Source organism: Hymenobacter sediminis (genome assembly GCF_003231285.1).
Classification (GTDB): Bacteria; Bacteroidota; Bacteroidia; order Cytophagales; family Hymenobacteraceae; genus Hymenobacter; species Hymenobacter sediminis.
Genome location: NZ_QKNS01000007.1, coordinates 270,768 through 288,485 on the forward strand (window position 1 = coordinate 270,768; position 17,718 = coordinate 288,485).

Annotated in this window: 15 protein-coding genes and 1 tRNA gene; 11 read left to right on the forward strand and 5 right to left on the reverse strand. The window is 57.5% G+C overall.

Translation table 11 applies throughout. From position 1 onward, the window contains the following. Positions 1-163: 163 nt before the first annotated feature. From DNI29_RS18735 to DNI29_RS18755, 5 genes are all read left to right on the forward strand, one after another. Complete coding sequence (locus tag DNI29_RS18735) at positions 164-1,561, forward strand: M16 family metallopeptidase (protein WP_162303655.1); 1,398 nt, start codon at positions 164-166, stop codon at positions 1,559-1,561. A gap of 33 nt (positions 1,562-1,594) precedes the next feature. Then, entirely contained in the window at positions 1,595-3,154 is a 1,560-nt protein-coding gene (locus tag DNI29_RS18740; RefSeq protein ID WP_110979658.1) for a M16 family metallopeptidase, read from the forward strand. Between the two features lie 165 nt (positions 3,155-3,319). After that, positions 3,320-4,192 carry a T9SS type A sorting domain-containing protein gene (locus tag DNI29_RS18745; RefSeq protein ID WP_162303656.1) on the forward strand — a complete coding sequence of 291 codons (873 nt, stop codon included), beginning with the start codon at positions 3,320-3,322 and terminating at the stop codon, positions 4,190-4,192. A 157-nt stretch (positions 4,193-4,349) separates the two neighbouring features. Further along, positions 4,350-4,916 carry a hypothetical protein gene (locus tag DNI29_RS18750; protein WP_110979660.1) on the forward strand — a complete coding sequence of 189 codons (567 nt, stop codon included), beginning with the start codon at positions 4,350-4,352 and terminating at the stop codon, positions 4,914-4,916. Between the two features lie 153 nt (positions 4,917-5,069). Next, entirely contained in the window at positions 5,070-7,394 is a 2,325-nt protein-coding gene (locus DNI29_RS18755; RefSeq protein ID WP_110979661.1) for a GAF domain-containing protein, read from the forward strand. Positions 7,395-7,445: 51 nt separating this feature from the next. Here the strand turns inward: DNI29_RS18755 and DNI29_RS18760 are convergent, their stop codons facing one another. The 3 genes from DNI29_RS18760 to DNI29_RS18770 all read right to left on the reverse strand — a co-directional run bounded on the left by DNI29_RS18760 (position 7,446) and on the right by DNI29_RS18770 (position 9,287). Continuing rightward, entirely contained in the window at positions 7,446-8,132 is a 687-nt protein-coding gene (locus DNI29_RS18760; protein WP_110979662.1) for a phosphatase PAP2 family protein, read from the reverse strand. A 225-nt stretch (positions 8,133-8,357) separates the two neighbouring features. Next, a tRNA-Leu gene (locus tag DNI29_RS18765) sits at positions 8,358-8,439 on the reverse strand. A gap of 131 nt (positions 8,440-8,570) precedes the next feature. Continuing rightward, the gene (locus DNI29_RS18770; RefSeq protein ID WP_110979663.1) at positions 8,571-9,287 is read right to left on the reverse strand and encodes a phosphatase PAP2 family protein; all 717 of its coding nucleotides are present in this window, start codon (positions 9,285-9,287) and stop codon (positions 8,571-8,573) included. A 63-nt stretch (positions 9,288-9,350) separates the two neighbouring features. Here DNI29_RS18770 and DNI29_RS18775 point away from each other — a divergent pair, with 63 nt between their 5' ends. Continuing rightward, positions 9,351-9,995 (forward strand): class I SAM-dependent methyltransferase, encoded by a 645-nt coding sequence (locus tag DNI29_RS18775; protein WP_162303657.1) that lies wholly within the window; start codon positions 9,351-9,353, stop codon positions 9,993-9,995. A 119-nt stretch (positions 9,996-10,114) separates the two neighbouring features. After that, a complete protein-coding gene (locus tag DNI29_RS18780) occupies positions 10,115-11,971 on the forward strand; it encodes a M61 family metallopeptidase (RefSeq protein WP_110979665.1) in 1,857 nt (618 codons plus the stop codon). A gap of 87 nt (positions 11,972-12,058) precedes the next feature. Here DNI29_RS18780 and DNI29_RS18785 read toward each other — a convergent pair whose 3' ends face one another. Then, entirely contained in the window at positions 12,059-12,790 is a 732-nt protein-coding gene (locus DNI29_RS18785) for a Bax inhibitor-1/YccA family protein (protein WP_110979666.1), read from the reverse strand. Between the two features lie 99 nt (positions 12,791-12,889). After that, positions 12,890-13,543 (reverse strand): hypothetical protein, encoded by a 654-nt coding sequence (locus DNI29_RS18790; protein ID WP_110979667.1) that lies wholly within the window; start codon positions 13,541-13,543, stop codon positions 12,890-12,892. 121 nt (positions 13,544-13,664) lie between these two features. Between DNI29_RS18790 and DNI29_RS18795 the strand changes: the two genes are divergently transcribed. The 4 genes from DNI29_RS18795 to DNI29_RS18810 all read left to right on the forward strand — a co-directional run bounded on the left by DNI29_RS18795 (position 13,665) and on the right by DNI29_RS18810 (position 17,661). Continuing rightward, on the forward strand, positions 13,665-14,240 hold the full coding sequence (locus tag DNI29_RS18795; RefSeq protein ID WP_123823320.1) for a hypothetical protein: 576 nt from the start codon (positions 13,665-13,667) through the stop codon (positions 14,238-14,240). A 97-nt stretch (positions 14,241-14,337) separates the two neighbouring features. Further along, positions 14,338-15,354, forward strand: a complete 1,017-nt coding sequence (locus tag DNI29_RS18800; protein ID WP_110979669.1) for an MBL fold metallo-hydrolase — start codon at positions 14,338-14,340, stop codon at positions 15,352-15,354. Between the two features lie 180 nt (positions 15,355-15,534). After that, entirely contained in the window at positions 15,535-17,016 is a 1,482-nt protein-coding gene (locus tag DNI29_RS18805; RefSeq protein ID WP_110979670.1) for a sodium:solute symporter, read from the forward strand. 156 nt (positions 17,017-17,172) lie between these two features. After that, positions 17,173-17,661 carry an energy transducer TonB gene (locus DNI29_RS18810; RefSeq protein ID WP_162303658.1) on the forward strand — a complete coding sequence of 163 codons (489 nt, stop codon included), beginning with the start codon at positions 17,173-17,175 and terminating at the stop codon, positions 17,659-17,661. Positions 17,662-17,718 lie beyond the last annotated feature (57 nt).

Genomic DNA, 17,718 nt, shown 5'->3' on the forward strand with positions numbered 1-17,718 from the left:
GCTTCCCCGCTTAGCTGGCTTACCAAGGCCCGTTGAGCGGGGAAGCCCTTTTTAGGTAGTTGCTTAAAGCAAGCTTGGCGCAACCGTGGCGGCAGATTTGGTTACTTTGGCACGGGCCGTGGTTTCTATGCCGCAGTCTATAGCTCACTCTTTTCCATTTCTGATGAAACACGCAGTACAGGCGCTTCTGCTGGGTACGGCCCTGCTGACCGCCGCCCCGGCAGCCCAGGCCCAAAAGCAGAAAGCCGCTCCTAAAGCCGCCGCTACCCCCACGGCGGCCGCCAATGCCGCTTTCCCCTACCCTATCCAGCAGAAGCAACTCCCCAATGGATTGAACGTGGTGACCGTGCCCTTTGACTCACCAGGGCTGGCCTCGTTTTTCCTGGTGGTGCGCGCTGGCTCCCGCGACGAAGTGGAGCCGGGCCACACGGGCTTCGCGCACTTCTTCGAGCACGTGATGTTCCGGGGCACCGAGAAGTACTCCAAAGACCAGTACAACGACGTGCTGCAAAGCATCGGGGCAGCGGCTAACGCTAACACTTCCCTCGACCGCACCGTGTACCACATGACCGGCAACGCCCGCATGCTGGAGAAAATGTTTGAGGTAGAAGCCGACCGGTTCCAGAACCTGAAGTACCCCGAGCACGACTTTAAGGCGGAAGCCGGGGCCGTAAAGGGCGAGTACACCAAGAACTCGGCCTCACTCTACACCCAGCTGAACGAAAAGGTAGCCGATGCGGCCTTCGATCAGCACACCTACGAGCACACCACCATGGGCTTCTTTAAAGACGTGGTGGACATGCCTAACCAGTATGATTACTCCCTGACCTTCTTCGACCGGTTTTACCGCCCCGAGTACACGACTCTGCTGGTGGTAGGCGACGTGAAGGCCGACGAGGTAAACAAGCTGGCCGACAAGTATTTCGCCAACTGGAAGCGCGGCACCTACAAGCCCGACATCAAGCCCGAGCCCGCCCAGACGGCCACGCGCTACGTGCACATCCAGAACCCCAGCTTCCCGCCCCTGGTGAGCCTAAGCTACCGCGCCCCGGCCTTCTCCGACCAGCAGAAGGACCTACCGGCCCTGGATGTGCTGACTACCTTGCTCTTCGCCGAAAACTCGCCCCTGTATCAGCAGCTGGTGGTAAAGGAGCAGAAAGTGCGCTTCGTGGGCGGCTCGCCCAACTACACCCGCGACCCGTACCTGCTCACCATCCGGGCCTCGGTGGTGAAGGCCGAGGACATGCCCTACGTGAAAGAGCAGATTACCAAGGCGCTGAATGAAATGAAAACCAAGCCTGTGGATGCCAAGCGCCTCGCCGACACCAAATCGGCGCTGAAGTATGGCTTCCTGATGGGCCTCGACGCGCCGGACCAGATTGCCAACGCCCTGTCGCAGTTTATCTGGCTGACCGGCGACGTGAACTCCCTGAACCGCTTCTACGCCCTCTACGACCAAGTAACGCCCCAGGACATTCAGGCGGCGGCTCAGAAGTATTTCGTGCCCGAAGGCCTCACGGTAGGCACCATTGGTCCGAAGGCTACCGGTGGCGTGCAATAAGCTCTTTCCCTTTTCCTCCCTGAATCTCTTCTCATGCGTTATACATTCTCCCGCTTTCTGCTGGCCGCGGCGCTGCTCGGTCCGGTAGCTACTACTACGGCCCGCGCTGCCGAGGTAGTAGAACTGCGCCAGCCCAACGCCGCCAAGGTGGTGGTGAAGCTGCAGTTCCGCAACGGCTCGGCCTCCGACCCCGTGGGCAAAGAAGGTCTCACCTACCTTACCAGCCAGCTTGTGACGGAAGGCGGCACCAAAGACCTGACGTCGGCTCAGCTCAAAGACTTGCTTTACCCCATGGCGGCGCGCTACTACGCCACCACCGACAAGGAAGTCACGACTTTCACCTTCGAGTTTCACAAGGACTTCATCGACAAGTTTTACCCAGTGCTGCGCGGGCTCATGCTCACGCCCAGCTTCACCCAGGAAGACTTCGACCGCCTGAAAAGCAACCAGCTCAACTACGTGGAGCAGGTTATTCGGGCCTCGTCGGATGAAGACTACAGCAAGTTTGCCCTGGAGGACCAACTGTTCCGCGGCTCCCGCTACCAGCACATGACGCGCGGTACGGCCGCTGGCGTCAAGAGCATCACCCTGGCCGATGTAAAGCAGTATTACGCTACCGCTTTCGGCACCGATAACCTGACCATTGGGCTGGCCGGAAACTACCCCGCGTCGTTTGCCAAGCAACTGGAAGCCGACCTGAAAAAACTGCCCAAAAGCTCGGTAAAAACGCCCATTCCGGTGGCAGCCATGCCCAACGGCATCCACGTTGAAATCATCAGCAAGCCCGATGCGCTCGGCTCGGCCGTGTACGCGGGCTTCCCGATCAAAACCACTCGCGCCGAGGATGATTTTGCGGCCCTGATGGTGGCAAATTCCTGGCTGGGTGAGCACCGCAAAAGCTACGGCAAGCTCTACGACAAAATCCGCACGACCCGCTCGATGAACTACGGCGACTACAGCTACATCGAGTGGTACGAGGCGGGTGGCTCTAACATGCTACCGGTTCCGGGTGTACCGCGCCACGCCAACTACGCCAGCCTCTGGCTGCGCCCTGTGCAGATTGCCGAAGGCCTACGTAAGCAATACCCCACCGAACTGGGCGACCTGAAAGTAGGCCACGCCCCCTTCGCCCTGCGCCTAGCCGTGCGCGAAATGGACAACGTGGTGAAGAATGGCCTGAGCAAGGAAGACTTCGAGCGGACCCGCACCTTCCTGCGTTCCTACGTGAAGCTCTACGGCACTACCCCCGCCAAGCAACTGGGCTTCCTGCTCGATTCGCGCTTCTACGGCCGCAAGAACTGGCTGCAGGATGTGGATGCCCAACTCGCTAAATTCACCGTAGATGACGTGAACCGCGCCATGCGTAAGCACTGGCAGGTGCAGAATATGTTCGTGACCATCGTGACGGACGACAGCGAGGCCCAGCCCCTAGCCGACGTGCTCAAGAACAACACGCCCTCGCCTATGAGCTACGCCAACGTGGTGAAGGCCGGCTTGCCCAAGGAGGTAGTAGCCGAAGACGCCGAAGTAGCCAACTACAAGCTCAACGTGACGGAGGTAAAGGTGATTAACACGAACGACACGTTCCGGTAAGCCATCATTCCGCTCGGAATCACAGGTGTTTCTACAGAAAGCCGCTTTGGGTAGCTCCCGAAGCGGTTTTTCTTTTTTACGGACGGATTAAACCCTACCCCCGCCTCTGCATCTATGCCAATGAATCCGGATACAACATCTCTTCCCACTAGCGTTTACGTCTTCATGAAAGCTATTACCCTCGCGCTGGCTCTGTCCCTACTGCTGGGAGGCTCGGCCGTGCAAGCTCAGAACACTCAGGCCCGTCAGAGTGCCCCTGCCCGCAAGGAACTCCGCGAGTACTACCAGCAGAATGTGCTGCCCGTAGTGCGCCAGCAGCGCCAGAAGCTGGAAGCCCAGCTAACTACTTCAGACAAAGCTCAGCTCACCCTCTACCGTGCCCAACTCAAGGAAACCCGTCAGAAAGCCAAGGCGCTTCGCCAGAGCTTCCGCCCGGCCGGAACGCCCGCCGGCACCCGCCCCGAGCTAACCGACGCCCAGAAGCAACAACTCCAGCAGCTACGCACCGAAACCAAAGCTATTCTGCAGAATGTAAGCCAGCTAGCCCAGAAGTACGAAGGCGACATTGCCAAGCTGGCCCAGGAAGTGCAGCCTCAGAAGGAAAAATGGCAGGCTGATACCAAAGCCATCCTGGCCCGCACCGCTACCCCTGAGCAGCAAGCCAAAGCCGGTAAGGGCAAGCACCAGCGCCATGCCGGTGGCATGCGGCGCTACTTCCAGCCTACCTCCTTTCTGCTGCTCAACCCCAATGCGCCCACCCAAACGCCTACCCCCACCGAGCGCGGCAGTGTAGGCGTGTACCCCAACCCCTCCGTGAGTACCAACCAGTTGGAGTATGAGGTGAAGAAAGCCGGCCCCGTAACGGTAGAACTGCTCGATGGGCGCGGCAACACGCTGCGCACCGTAGCTCAGGAACCCAAGGTGGAGAAGGGCTCCCACACGCTGTCGGTGAACGTGGCCGATCTACCAGTAGGGACCTACTACTTCAAAATCACCACCCGTTCGGGCGCGGAAACCAAGCGCTTCGTGAAGGAATAAGCAGTTACGTACTAGCCTTCAATAATTGGATAAAGCCAGCGTTACACAAGCCGGTCTGCGGAAGCGGGCCGGCTTTGTTGTATTCAGTTGCGGCGGGAGCTTTCTCTTTTCAGCTTGGCGGCGGGAGCTGCTGAGCGGCGTGTTATCTTTACGGCCTATGCTGCGCTCCTTTCTTACCTGGATTCTTGTTCTGACCACCACTGTGCTGGTAGCGGCCTGCTGCGGCTCCAAAGCTTGCGAGTGCAACGATACCTACGCTGATGCCATCGGTCTGCAATTCAGCAAAGCCAATTTCAAGGATACACTCCGGGGGTTTTATCCCTCCTACATCGACACTGTGTACCTGATTCGGACTCCGCGCGACCCTAAACAGCGCCCCCTAGCCGATACCGTAGCAGTAGCCCGAGACCCTTCCTTGGTATTTACCCGGCCCATTATTATCAACAATACCACTCCGTTTTCTTCTGTGACCAGCCTTAAACTGGATGCTTACCGCTATACTCTGTACTTGGCTAAAACTCGTCGTGCTAAGCCTACCTACACCTATAAAATAGATAATATTGAACTTGAAACCCGTTACCAGGGCGATGGTTGCTGCACCTGCTACCAGAACTCGAACAAGACAGTAACCGTCATTGACCAAAAGGGCATTTCGCAGCAGTTCGACCTGACGGATACCAGCGGCAACAACGAGCTTAAGACTATTACAATTGAACGGTTTTAGCCCAACAGTAGCTTAGGGCTCGGCTACTGATACCAGTACCTTTCGATTCCGGTGCCGGTACACGTCCGTTGGTCCTGCTCCTACCGTATAGGCTATTGCGCTACCCCTTTATTTTGCCTTTGTACGCTAGCTGAGGTAGCGCGCTTCTGGTTTATGCTGAAAGAACCCACCACGGCAGTTACGCCTACATTTCCCTTCCAGACTACGCTTAGCTTGGAACCCCTGATTGCCTATTGGCAAAAGGGTGAGAGCTCTCAGAATGTGGGCGTGGCTATGCTGGCCAAGGCGGTCAGTGAACAGGTAGCCAGTGCTGACTGGTCGCGGGGTATCATTCAGGATCTGAAGCTGCTGGAATGCAACTGCGACCTAGTTGAAACCCTGATGTTGGCGGTATTTCCGCCGGCTTCCTTTGATACCGACATTGCCGGCGCCATTGCCCCGTTTCAGCGCCACAGCTTCTACCACACCCCACGCTTTGCGGAGGTGCTGCTGAACCCTTCCAAGTCCATTAAGCAGCCGCTGAACATTGATATGCGGACGCTGGAAGTGTACACCACCCGCATGGCCTACCAGCTGATTCTGGAGAAAGTGTACGGGGTACACCTTCCCCTGCAGGGCACTATTATCTTCACCGTTCCTGACTACAGCATTGGTCTTTACCGCCACTATGGGGTAGAGTTCAACTCTACGTTCGTGGAAATCAGGGTGCACGGCGACAAGCCAGAATTAACCCCAGAGCAGCTCGACCACCTAGCCCGCAACCCACACCGCGCCGATTTGTGGCAGCAGATGCTCCCGCCTCACCACTTCGAGCTGGTAGGCTTCAACATTCTGCACTTGGTAGATGTCACGGAGCAAGAAATCCTCTCGGAGCTGAAGTACGATTTGCTGGAGCGCGACGTGCTGCAGGCCTCCGACCGCTTGGAGCAGATCCAGGAAAAGCTGCGGGTGCTGTTCGGGCGGCCGTTTTTGCAGCTAGGCATTGCGGCTTACGATGAGAAGAAGCGCGCTTTCGTGGATTTCGGCCGCAAAATCAACCACAGCTTCCTGACCAAGCAGGTGCACAGCCCCGACGCCGGATCCGGCTTCCGCCAAATTTATAGCCAACTCTGGGCCGACCGCCAACCGTTGGTGCTAGAAGACGTGGAGCAGGCCAATATTCCTGAGGATCTGCGCCAGCAGATTCTTAGCCTCGGCATCCGCTCAGCCATTCTGGCCCTGCTACCCTACGGCGACGATATCGTGGGCCTGTTGGAGTTGGGTTCGCCCAACGTAGGCGACCTGAGTGAGTTCAGCCTGGAAAATGTAAATCAGTTTGTGCCTTTGTTCGCGGTGGCGGTAAAGCGCAACGCCGAGGATATCCAGACGCGCGTGCAGGCCATCATCAAAGAGAAATTCACGGCCATTCATCCCACCATGGAATGGCGCTTTACCGATGCCGCCCAAAATCTGCTGCAAAAGCTGGAAGACGGCAACAAAAGCGCCGAAATGGAGGACATCGTGTTCCACGACGTGTACCCATTGCATGGCTCCAGCGACATCAGGGGTAGCAGCACAGCCCGCAACGAGGCTATTCAGGGCGACTTGATTGAGCACCTGACTCTAGCCGGGAAGGTGCTCAAGAAGGCCGCTGAGTTCCAGCAGCTACCCATCCTGGACGAGCTAAAGTTCTACGTCAACAAAAACCTTCGCCGTCTGCGTGAGGGAATTCTGTCTGGTGATGAAGTCAGCATTTTTGAGTCGCTACGCACGGAAGTAGAGCCTTTATTTGAGTACCTGAGCCAGAATACGCCTGATCTGCGACCTATTATTCGCCAGTATTGGGCTAACATCGACCCGGAGCTAGGGATTCTGTACAAGCGCCGCAAGGCTTTTGAGGAAACTACTACGCTGCTTAATGATGCCGTCAGCAATTACCTCGATGAGGAGGATGCCAAGGCACAGGCAATGTTTCCGCACTACTTCCAGCGCTTCAAAACCGATGGCGTAGAGCACAACATCTACGTGGGGGCTTCTTTGGTGGAAAACAAGCCGTTTGACCTGGTTTTCCTGAAAAATCTGCGCCTGTGGCAGCTTCTGGTGATGGTAGAAATTACCCGCCGCACGGCCGCCCTGCGCCCAACCCTGCCCATGCCGCTGGAAACCACCCAGCTAATTCTTATTCACAGCCAGCCCCTGAGCATCCGCTTCCGGCAGGATGAGCGCCAGTTTGACGTGGACGGCGCCTACAATATCCGCTACGAAATCATCAAGAAGCGTATTGATAAGGCCACCGTGCAGGGTACCGGCGAGCGGCTTACCCAGCCCGGCAAAATCGCGCTGGTGTACTCCCAACAGCGCGACGCCGACGAGTATGAAGAATACATCGACTACCTCCAGGACCGCGACCTGCTAGAGCCTGAAGTAGAATACTTGGAGCTGGAAGAACTACAAGGCGTAAAAGGCCTATTGGCGTTGCGAGTAAAGGTAAAGTTGTGAGATAAGTAATTGGTAGTGAATCGTAACAGGTGACAAAAGGTGTGATACCTGTTACGCTTTACCTTCTACAATCTCGCTACTCTCCCGCCACCAGAGCCGCAGGGCGGTGCGCAACAGAATCAACCAGAAGAGCCCAGCCGCGAAGCCAGCTAGCACATCGGTAGCATAGTGCACGTGCAGATATACCCGCGTCAGGCCGATGAGCAGGGCAAACAGTAGCAATAAAAAGGCCCAGAGGGGATGACGCCGGTGCCGCCAAAGCAGCCAGGCTAAGCAGCCGTAAAGGGCCAGCCCGATCATGGCGTGGCCGCTGGGGAAACTCAGGCCCTGCTGAAAAATAAGCGCCGAAGAAGGCCGCACGCGCTGGAAATGGGTTTTGAGAATTTGGTTTAGCAGAGCAGCCCCGGCTACGGCCAGAAATATTTCCAGCCCCTCACGCTTGTGTCCAAGTATCCGCAACACAACAGGTATCCCTACCCCCGCCCCCACCAGAAAAGGCAAAGAAGCAAAAAACGTCAGGCCATAGACTAAAGTAGTTAGGCTAGGCCAGGTGGCGCGTAGCACATCCATTTGCCCAAAAGCCCATTCATCGAACCCTGCGGAGCGCTGCACAAACACTACCCGTGTAAGGTAAAAGAACAGTAGGGCCGACAGCAAAAAGACACCTCCCACCAAAGCTACTTCCAGCGTCAGCAAGCTAAACAGGGCAAGTAAGCGGCCGGCGAAAGACTTCATCATCGGGACGATAGGCTGATGGGGTTACTTGTTTAGCCAGGGGTAGGAGAGCCGAGCGGTACCTTGCCCCCACTGGAAAGTCCTGCGAAAATCATTGAAGTTTGCTTTCCTGTGACTTTACGATTTCTGATCTTCCCCGAAGGCCTTACGAAAATCAGCGAAATCAAATTTATCAGCGCAAACCAGTGATAAAACAAAAAAGCCGACCCATTTCTGGATCGGCTTTCGTGCGCTCGGAGAGACTCGAACTCTCACACCTTTCGGAACTGCCGCCTGAAGACAGCGCGTCTACCAATTTCGCCACAAGCGCAGCTCTTTTATCATCTGACCGCCGTGGTGGTTGTCATTTGATGCTGCAAAGATAGGGGGCTTTTTCGGACCGAGTCAAGTTTTCGAACAAAAAAACCGATAAAATATTTCTCAAAAAGCTTCGATTCTGCGCTATGTAGGCTGTTTTTCAGTTGATTGCAGTTGATTTTTGAATCGTTTTTTTACCACTATTTCTAATTGTTTCAGTAGCGGAATTGCCACAATCAGCCAGCCTACCCCCGCCGTGAAGCCGGCCAGCACATCGGTTGCGTAATGCACTCGCAGGTACACCCGCGTTAGGCCGATGAGCAGGATCAGTAGCAGTAATCCGACCACCAGGGGGTAGCGTACAGCTGGCCGCCGCTGGTGCGTCCAGACGAGGTAGATAAGCAGGCCATAAAAAGAAGCCGATATCATGGCGTGCCCGCTAGGAAAGCTCAGGCCCGACGCCGAAGTAAGCGGCAGCAACGGGCGCGGCCGATGATACAGCTGCTTGAGCACCAAGTTTAAGGTGATGCTACCCAGAGCCACCACTGGCACCAGCAGGGAATACCAACGGTGCTGCTTCGCTACTAAAAACCAGCCGATCAGCAGTAAGGCCGCCGCGGAAATAAAATTACGCGAGGCCAGAAACGTAATGGCCTCTACCCATTGCTGGCGGCTGGGGCCCAGTACCTGCCGCGACCAGCGAAAAGCGGCGGCATCAAACGTGGCCGCATCTTGGTCGAACACTTCCCGGCTCAGAGCCAAGAACAGCACAACGCCCAGCGTGCCCAGAATTAGGGTAATAGCAAATTCAGTTACAAAAAGGGTAATACCGGCCAGCAACCGGCGCAACGTCGTCGTCATAGCTCCTGATACGACGCGGCCGGTAATTTGTCGATGCTACCTCCTACCCTGTTAGCTTTGCCTATGCCTCGTCTTCCTGATTCCGGCTTCGATTTCGTGGCCTCCTTCTACGACCCATTGGCCCGGCTAGTGTATGGGCGCAGCCTGCAGCGGGCTCAACAGGCCGCGCTGGCGACAGGTTTGCCCGCAGAAGAGGGCCGCGTGCTCATTATCGGGGGCGGCACGGGCTGGGTGCTGGGCGAGGTACTACGGCGACAGCCCGGCGCGCGGGTGCTGTACTTGGAAGCCTCGCCCCAAATGCTGCACCACAGCCAGGCTTGGCTGTCCCGGCACCTACCCCAACATACCGGCCAAGTGGAATTCAGGCTGGGAACAGAAGCGGATTTGCGGGCCAATGAGCAGTTTGAAGCGGTAGTGACCTTTTTCTTTCTAGATCTGTTCGAGCCGCATCGGTTGCGGCTATTGGTTCGGCGGCTGCACGCAGCGCTGGCGCCAGGCGGTGTCTGGCTTCTGGCTGATTTTGCTGTGCCTCAGCGCTGGTGGCATGCGCTGTTGCTGCGGCTGATGTATTGGTTTTTTGGTCTCACCACCGGTATTGGCGCGCGGCAGCGGCCTCCTATAGAGCCAGAACTCATGCGGCAAGGCTTATCGGCGGCACCGGTCGGCCGGTTTTTCGGAGGTATGATAAAGGCCAGCGTGTGGCGGTAGCGCCGTTGCAGGAGGTTAAATCATCTGTCTTTCCCAGTTTCTGCTTCTAATGCTGTCAGCTCTGCTGAAGACATGTTAGGTTAGCGTTTCCTTTCTATTTCCTTTCCATTTCTCTGCGTATGATCCTGCGGAAAACCGCCGCGCTTTTGCTGCTGGCCCTACCCCTCACGCTGGCCCGAACCGCGCAGGCCCAGGCCCCGGTTCAGTACAATCTTTCCTTCCCGAACGCCGTGCACCATGAAGCGCGCATCACGGCCACATTCCGGGAGCTGCCGGTGGGCCCCTTGCAGGTGCGTATGGCCCGCTCCTCGCCTGGCCGCTACGCACTCCACGAATTCGCTAAGAATGTGTACGACGTGCAGGCCACGGACTCCAAAGGGAAACCGCTGTCGGTGGTAAAATCGGACCCTTACGGCTGGACCGTCAGCGGCCACGATGGTGCCGTAACATTCACCTACACCCTGTTCGGCGACCGGACTGATGGGACTTACGTCGGCATCGATGCCCGCCACGCCCACCTGAACATTCCCGCTACCCTGGCTTACGCCCAAGGCCTAGAACAGCGCCCGGCCGAGGTGAAGTTTGCCCTACCCCAGGGCTGGACGGTAGCCTCCCAGCTGCGGCCCGATGCGGGCGGTGCCACCTGGTACGCGCCCAATTTGCAGTACCTTATGGATTCGCCTACCTCCCTGGGCCCGCAGCAGGTGCGCACCTGGCAGGAACAGGGCAAAACCATTGAGCTGCAGGTGCTGCACGACGGCACGCCCGCCGAGCTGGACGCTTACACCGAGCAAACCAAGAAGATTGTGAAAGAGGCCGCCGCCATCTTCGGCGGCCTGCCCGACTACGACTTCGGGCGCTACACCTTCGTGGCCAACTACCTGCCTCAGACTAGTTCCGACGGGATGGAGCACCGCAACTCCACCAGCCTCACTAGCAGCCGCCCCCTGCGCGGCCCCGGCGCCATCGATAACCTGGGCACCGTCTCGCACGAGTTTTTTCATAGCTGGAACGTGGAGCGCCTTCGCCCTCAGGATTTGGAGCCCTTCGACTTTCAGCGCGCCAACATGAGCAGCAACTTATGGTTTGCCGAGGGCTTTACCCAATACTACGGCGACCTGCTGCTGCGCCGCGCCGGGATATTCACCGATGAGCAGTACTGCCAGGAAGCACTTAGCGGAGTGGTAGATGCCATGCTGACCATGCCCGGCCCCAAGCGCTACTCGCCGGTGTATATGAGCCAGCAGGCGCCTTTCGTGGATGCCGCCGCCGCCATCGACCCCAACAACCGCTCGAACACCTATCTGAGCTACTATTACATTGGGGCGGGCAATGCCTTGGCCCTGGATCTGCAGTTGCGCCAGCGCTTCAAAACCGACCTCGACACGTATATGCGCGCCCTCTGGAAAGAGCACGGCCAGCAGCAGAACTACGCCCCCGCCAAGCCCTACACCCTCCGCGACTTGCAGCGGGTGCTGGGCCAGGTAACCAAGGATACCACCTTTGCCGGCCAGTTTTTCCGCCAGCACATTACCGGCCACGAGGCGCATAACTACGAGCAACTCCTGGCACCGGCTGGGTTGCTCGTGCGGCGGGCACACGCGGGCCAGGCCACGCTGGAAGCCCGCCTGCAGTTCAATCCTGACAGCAGCGCCACCTTGGGCACTACCCTGCTGGGTAGCCCCTTCTACCTCGCCGGCCTCGACCGGGAAGATGTAGTGCTGAAGATGGATGGCCATAAGCCCACCAATGCCAAGGAAGTGCAAAAGCTCCTAGCGGCTCACAAACCCGGCGACATCATTCAGGTGGAAGCCCGCGCCCGCGACGGGGTGCGCACCGTGCCGGTTACCCTCCAGGAAAACTCTGACTTGGAAGTTCTGCCCTACGAACAGGCCAGCCGCTCGCTCACCAAAGACCAAAAGAAATTTCGGGAAGCTTGGCTAGGTAGCAAGGCCCAAGCGAAAACGAAGCGGTAACCTCCTACCCCTTTCAGAAACAACAACCCCCTGCCTTGCAGCTGCGAGGCAGGGGGTTGTTGTTTCTGGGCCTTCTTTGCTCGGCTATTAACGACGACGGCCGAAAATGCGCAGTAGAAAGAGGAACAGATTAATGAAGTCGAGGTAGAGGGTAAGGGCACCTAGCACGGCGGCTTTGCGGTCCGTGTCCTCATCTTCCAGGCCCACGAAGGCTAGGGCTTTCAGCTTTTGCGTATCGTACGCGGTTAGCGCCATAAAAAGGATGACCCCGATAAACGAGGTGATGGTGTACAGCACCGAGTTCAGCCAGAACATATTCACCACCGAAGCAATGATAAGCCCTACCAGCCCCATCATCAGCACATTGCCCCAATGAGCTAGGTTGGTGCGCGTGAAGTAGCCGTAGAGGCTCATCACGGCGAACGTCCCGCCCGTTACGAAGAAAGTGGAGGCAATAGAGTCGGCGGTGAAAACCAGGAAAATCACGCTCAGAGTAATGCCATTCAGGGCCGAGTAGGCAGTAAAAGCGCCCGTGATGGACGAGGCCGACATGTCAAAGGCGCGGCTGGAGATATAGCCCACCACAAACATTTCCAGCAGCAACAGCCCAAAGAAAACCAAGCGGTTGCCCACCACCACTTCCACTAGTTCGGGCACGGAGCTAACGAGCATGGCTACTCCACCCGTAAGGGTCAGGGCTCCGGCCATCCAGCCGTACACTTGCTGCATAAACGTGCCCTGAATGCGGGCTGCCTCTTCGGCGCTGATGTGCAAAACCGGCTGCACTTCCTCTTGCTGCTCGGGTACAAATTCTTCCATGAAGTAGATAAAGTAAGAGAGTAGAAAAATACAGTTGATGCGTCTAAAGTACAGATTTCGGTTTAGCCTCCGGCAAGGGGTAGCGCGGAGCTTGCCAGATTACTGGCCCGTGTAAAAGCGCCAGGCCAGCACCAGCAGAAAACTCACTACACCCAGCGCCAGAATGCGCAGGCCATGGGCACGGTCCTGAGGGAGGAAACCATACACCTGCCGGCCATCGGGCAGTTGCTTTTTATGCGAGTACAGGTGCCAGCCGATAAACAGGGCAATGACACCGCCCAGCAAGGCCGTTACGTAGCCAAATACCACCCAGGCCTTTTGGCGGGGCTCGGGCTGGGCTAGGTCCTGAATGCGTTGCTGCCGCAGCCGTTCCGTGAGGGCCGGGCTAACGTCGTGGCCGCGCTGGCGCAAGATGCGGCGGGCCAGGGCCACATCGAAGCTATTCCACTCGTCGGGCTTCAGCAGGATGTCGAGCAGCTCATCATCGGTGAAGTTGAACAGATAATGGTCAGCGGGGGCATTGGCGGTTAGCTCGTCGCTGGCTGCCAGTTCCAGGGCGTGGGCCCGCTCAAAGTCTTCGGGCCGCAGCTGCACCACGAAGTAGGTGCTGGTAGGGTTAAAGGCAAACGACGGATCGATGCGCGGCTGATCGAAGACGGTTTCGTAGGGAATGTCGTGCTCGTGCAGCAACTGGAGCAGAGGTTGAGCCGCTTCCACGGAGGCAAACCGCTGATAGGATTGATAGTCAGACATAGGGTAGCAAGGTAAAACGGCGGTGAAGGTGGCAGTTTTTTCCGGTCCGGGCACGGTAACGGGCCGCGTGGCGTTTCGTACCTTAGATGCCGGTTCACCCAACGGCTCCGGCCGCCCTCCTATGCTCCGATTCTTTTCCCTTCTTGCCTGCGGCTTATTGTTGGCCGGCGCTGTTCAGGCCCAAGTTCAGGCACCGGAACAGCCCGCGCCTACCCCCCGCCTCGGCCTGAAACCCTCCTACAGCCTCAACGCCGGGGCCATGTTTGCGGGCCGCTACGGCTCAGCCACCTACCTCAGCCCTACGGTTTCCGTGCCGGTTACCAACCGTTTCTCGGTATTTGGAGGCGTTACCTACATGCGCGTGACGCCGGGGGCAGCGTACCTGCCCTTTGGTGAAGCGGGCCGCTTCGGGGCTACGGCCCAGAACCGCTACCTCATCCAGGGTGGTGGCCAGTATGCCTTGTCACCGCGCGTGACCCTGACGGGCTCGGCGTGGAAAGACCTGACGCCTACCTCCGGTTTTCAGGTGAACCCCTATGCTAGTTTTGGGGGCAATTTAGGCTCCGGCGTGAACCTGCGCGCCGACTACCACATCACCGAGAACTTCTCGGTGTCGGGTGGGGTGCGGGTGAGCAACGGTGCCACGGCCTACCCTGGAGCCTATTCGCCGCTGTACGGACCGGGCGGGTACTGGTAACCAACTATTCTTCTGTTAGAACTTGTCAAAGCCTCGGGAATCTTCCGGGGCTTTGTTGTTTCTTTGACTACCTACTTTTCTATTCTTCCCGCCGCGCATGGCCCCTACCCCTCGCTTCGTCCGCAACCCGCAACTGGCCACCATCAAGCCCAACTACCCTGGCAACAAAATGATAGGGGCCGAGTACTGCAACGGCGAGGAGCTGTACGAGCCCAATTTCGGCACCGTTATCAAATGGCAGCTGAGCGAAAACCCACAGAAGGAAGAAAAAAAGGCCGATACCTGGGTGCCGGAGGTGGTAGACTGCACGCCCTTCCTGCACAGCCAAGAAGATGGCTTAGTGTGGCTCGGCCACGCCTGCTTTCTGCTGCGCGTCAGCGGCAAAACCATCCTATTTGATCCGGTGCTGTTTTCGTCCCTGGGGTTGCGCCACCGTCACCCCTTGCCCTGCCGCCCCGAGGACCTGACGAACCTCGACTACCTGCTGCTCAGCCACGGTCACCGCGACCATCTCGACGAAAAATCCATCAAGCTACTGGCCCGCCAGAATCCGCAGTTGCGGGCGTTCGGGCCCCTGGGTATGGCCGGGCTGGTGCGCGGTATGGCCCGCACGCTGCCGGTGCAGGAAGCCGGCTGGTGGCAGCAGTTCGACTTAGGCCCCAATGCACCGTTCGAGCTGTTTTACCTGCCCGCCTCACACTGGCACCGCCGCGGCCTCTTCGACCTGAATACTGTGCTCTGGGGCTCCTTCCTGCTACGCCTGCCTGATGGCCGAACTTTCTACTTTATGGGCGACACATCGATGGCCGACCACTTCGAGGCCATTGAAAAGCAGTTTGGTCCCTTGGATGTGGTGCTATTGCCCATTGGGGCCTACAAGCCGCCCTACATGATGCAGATGAGCCATGTAAACCCGCACGAAGCGGCCAAAGCGGCTAACCTACTGCGGGCCGGCCACCTGGTACCCATGCACTACGGCACCTTCGACCTTTCCGACGAGCCTGCTTCTGAACCCATTCGGGAGCTGCAAATGGTAGCCAACGGCAAAATGCTGCGCGGGGAGCTACACGTACCGGCCGTGGGGGAAGTGCTGCACTGGCAAGACTGGGAGTAAACTTAGTTGCCAGTTCTGAGCTGCCAAGTGTCTGTTGGGGCATTACGCACGAGTATGCGCCATTGTTGACTGGTTGTTGGTAGCTTTGAAATCTGTTTTCAATTGATGTGGCTGCCACTTGTCGGTTTGCGCTGTAGCATACTGGCAACCGGCACGCTGACAACCGGCAACTGATCCTCCATGTCTCCTACCCTCGTGCTGAGCCTAATTGCAGGCTACTTCGTTGTTCTCATCATTATTGCCTACCTCACCTCCCGAAAGGCAACCAGCGAATCGTTTTTCATTGCCAACCGCAACGCGCCCTGGTACATGGTGGCCTTCGCCATGATTGGCACGTCGCTGTCGGGGGTAACGTTTATTTCCATTCCGGGCATGGTGGCGGGGCAGAGCTGGAGCTACATGGCCGTGGTGCTGGGCTACATTGTGGGCTACCTCGTCATCGGTACGGTGCTCATGCCGCTGTACTACCGCATGCGTTTGGTGAGCATCTATACCTACCTGGAGCAGCGGTTTGGTTTCTGGAGCTACAAAACCGGGGCTTTGTTCTTCCTGATTTCCCGGGCTGTGGGGGCGGCGTTTCGGCTGTTTCTGGTGGCTGGCGTGCTGCAGTTTGCCGTGTTTGATCAGTTGGGGGTGCCGTTTGCGGTTACCGTAACGGTCAGCATCTTCCTGATTTATCTCTACACGTTCCGCGGAGGTCTCAAAACCATTCTCTGGACCGATACTTTCCAGACCTTGGCCATGCTGGTGTGCGTGGGTGTGAGCATCTACCTGATGGCCGACGAGCTGAATCTGGGCTTTGCCGGCTTGGTGAAAACGGTCAAGGAAAGCTCCATGTCGCAGATTTACTTCTCCGACCCCAAGGACGACAAGTTTTTCTGGAAACAGTTTGCCTCCGGGGCCTTCATTACCATCGTAATGACCGGCCTCGACCAGGATTTGATGCAGAAGAACCTGAGCTGCCGCAACCTGCAGGACGCCCAGAAAAACATGTTCTGGTTTACCCTGGCCATTGTGGTAGTGAATGTGTTCTTTCTTTCGCTGGGCGTGCTGCTCTACCAGTTCGCGGCAGCCAAAGGTATCAGCCTGCCTACCAACCCGGCTACTGGCAAAGTCATCGGCGACAATGTGTTTCCGCTGCTGGCCACCAACCACTTCTCCCTATTTGCGGGCATTGTGTTCATCCTGGGCATTATTGCTGTAACCTACGCCTCCGCCGACTCGGCCCTGACCGCCCTGACCACTTCCTTCTGCGTGGATATGCTGGTTATTAGCCGCTACCCCGAGGCCCAGCAGAAACGCATCCGTCAGGCCACCCACTTCGGTTTCTCCCTGGTGCTCATCGTTATCATCCTGATTTTCCGGGCCATCAACGACCAGAGCGTGATTACCTCGGTGTTTAAGGCGGCGGGCTACACCTACGGGCCGCTGCTAGGGCTCTACTCGTTCGGCATTTTCACCAGCCGCGGCCTGCACGATAAGTTGGTGCTCCCCGTGTGCGTGGTGGCGCCGCTGCTGACGTGGTTTATCAATGCCAACTCGAAAGACTGGTGGGGCTATGAGTTTGGGTTTGAAATTCTGATTCTGAACGGGTTGCTTACCTTCCTGGGGCTGCTGGCAATTTCGCGTCCTCGCAACCTGGAATTGAACCCTGTTGCGTAGGGGTTGTTTAGGGGAGCGTACCTTTGCGTTCCGCAGTGAGTAGTCAGGAGCGTAATGCACCTTTGTTATCTGAGCACGCTATTCCTTGGCGGGTTTAGATGGCGGGTGCTAGGCCCTACTCTATTACTGCTTCAGCTCTCTACCCTACCAAACTCTATGAAACATCTGTTCTTCATCTTCCTGCTCGTAGCTTTGGCCGCGGGCGGGGCCCAGGCGCAAACTACGGCTGGCGCTATGCCGGCCAAGCAACCCATTGAGCTGAAGCCTGGCCGCATGCAGGCCCAACCCAAGCCCGCGCCCAACCGGCCCGATGCGCCGCCCCAGTTTCCGGGCGGAGCGCAGGGTCTGAACACGTTTTTTCAGCAAAACTTAAAGTATCCGGAAGCAGCCAGCGTCAAGCAAATCAGCGGCAGCGTGGTCATGACCTTTACGGTGGAAGCCGATGGTCATTTGACTAACCCTTCCGTGGTACAGCCCCTTTCGCCGGAGTGCGATACGGAGGCTCTCCGCGTGCTGGGCCAGATGCCGGCCTGGAAACCTGCTACCCGCAAAGGTCAGCCCGTTGCTACCCAGGTGCGCCTGCCCATCCCCTTCGGCAACTCCGAAGACCTGAAGGTGGAGCAGGGGAAACCTAAATTTGAATAATGAACTGATGGAGAAGTGAGCAACCAAAAGTAAAAGAGCAAGAGGTGAGAAGTAAGA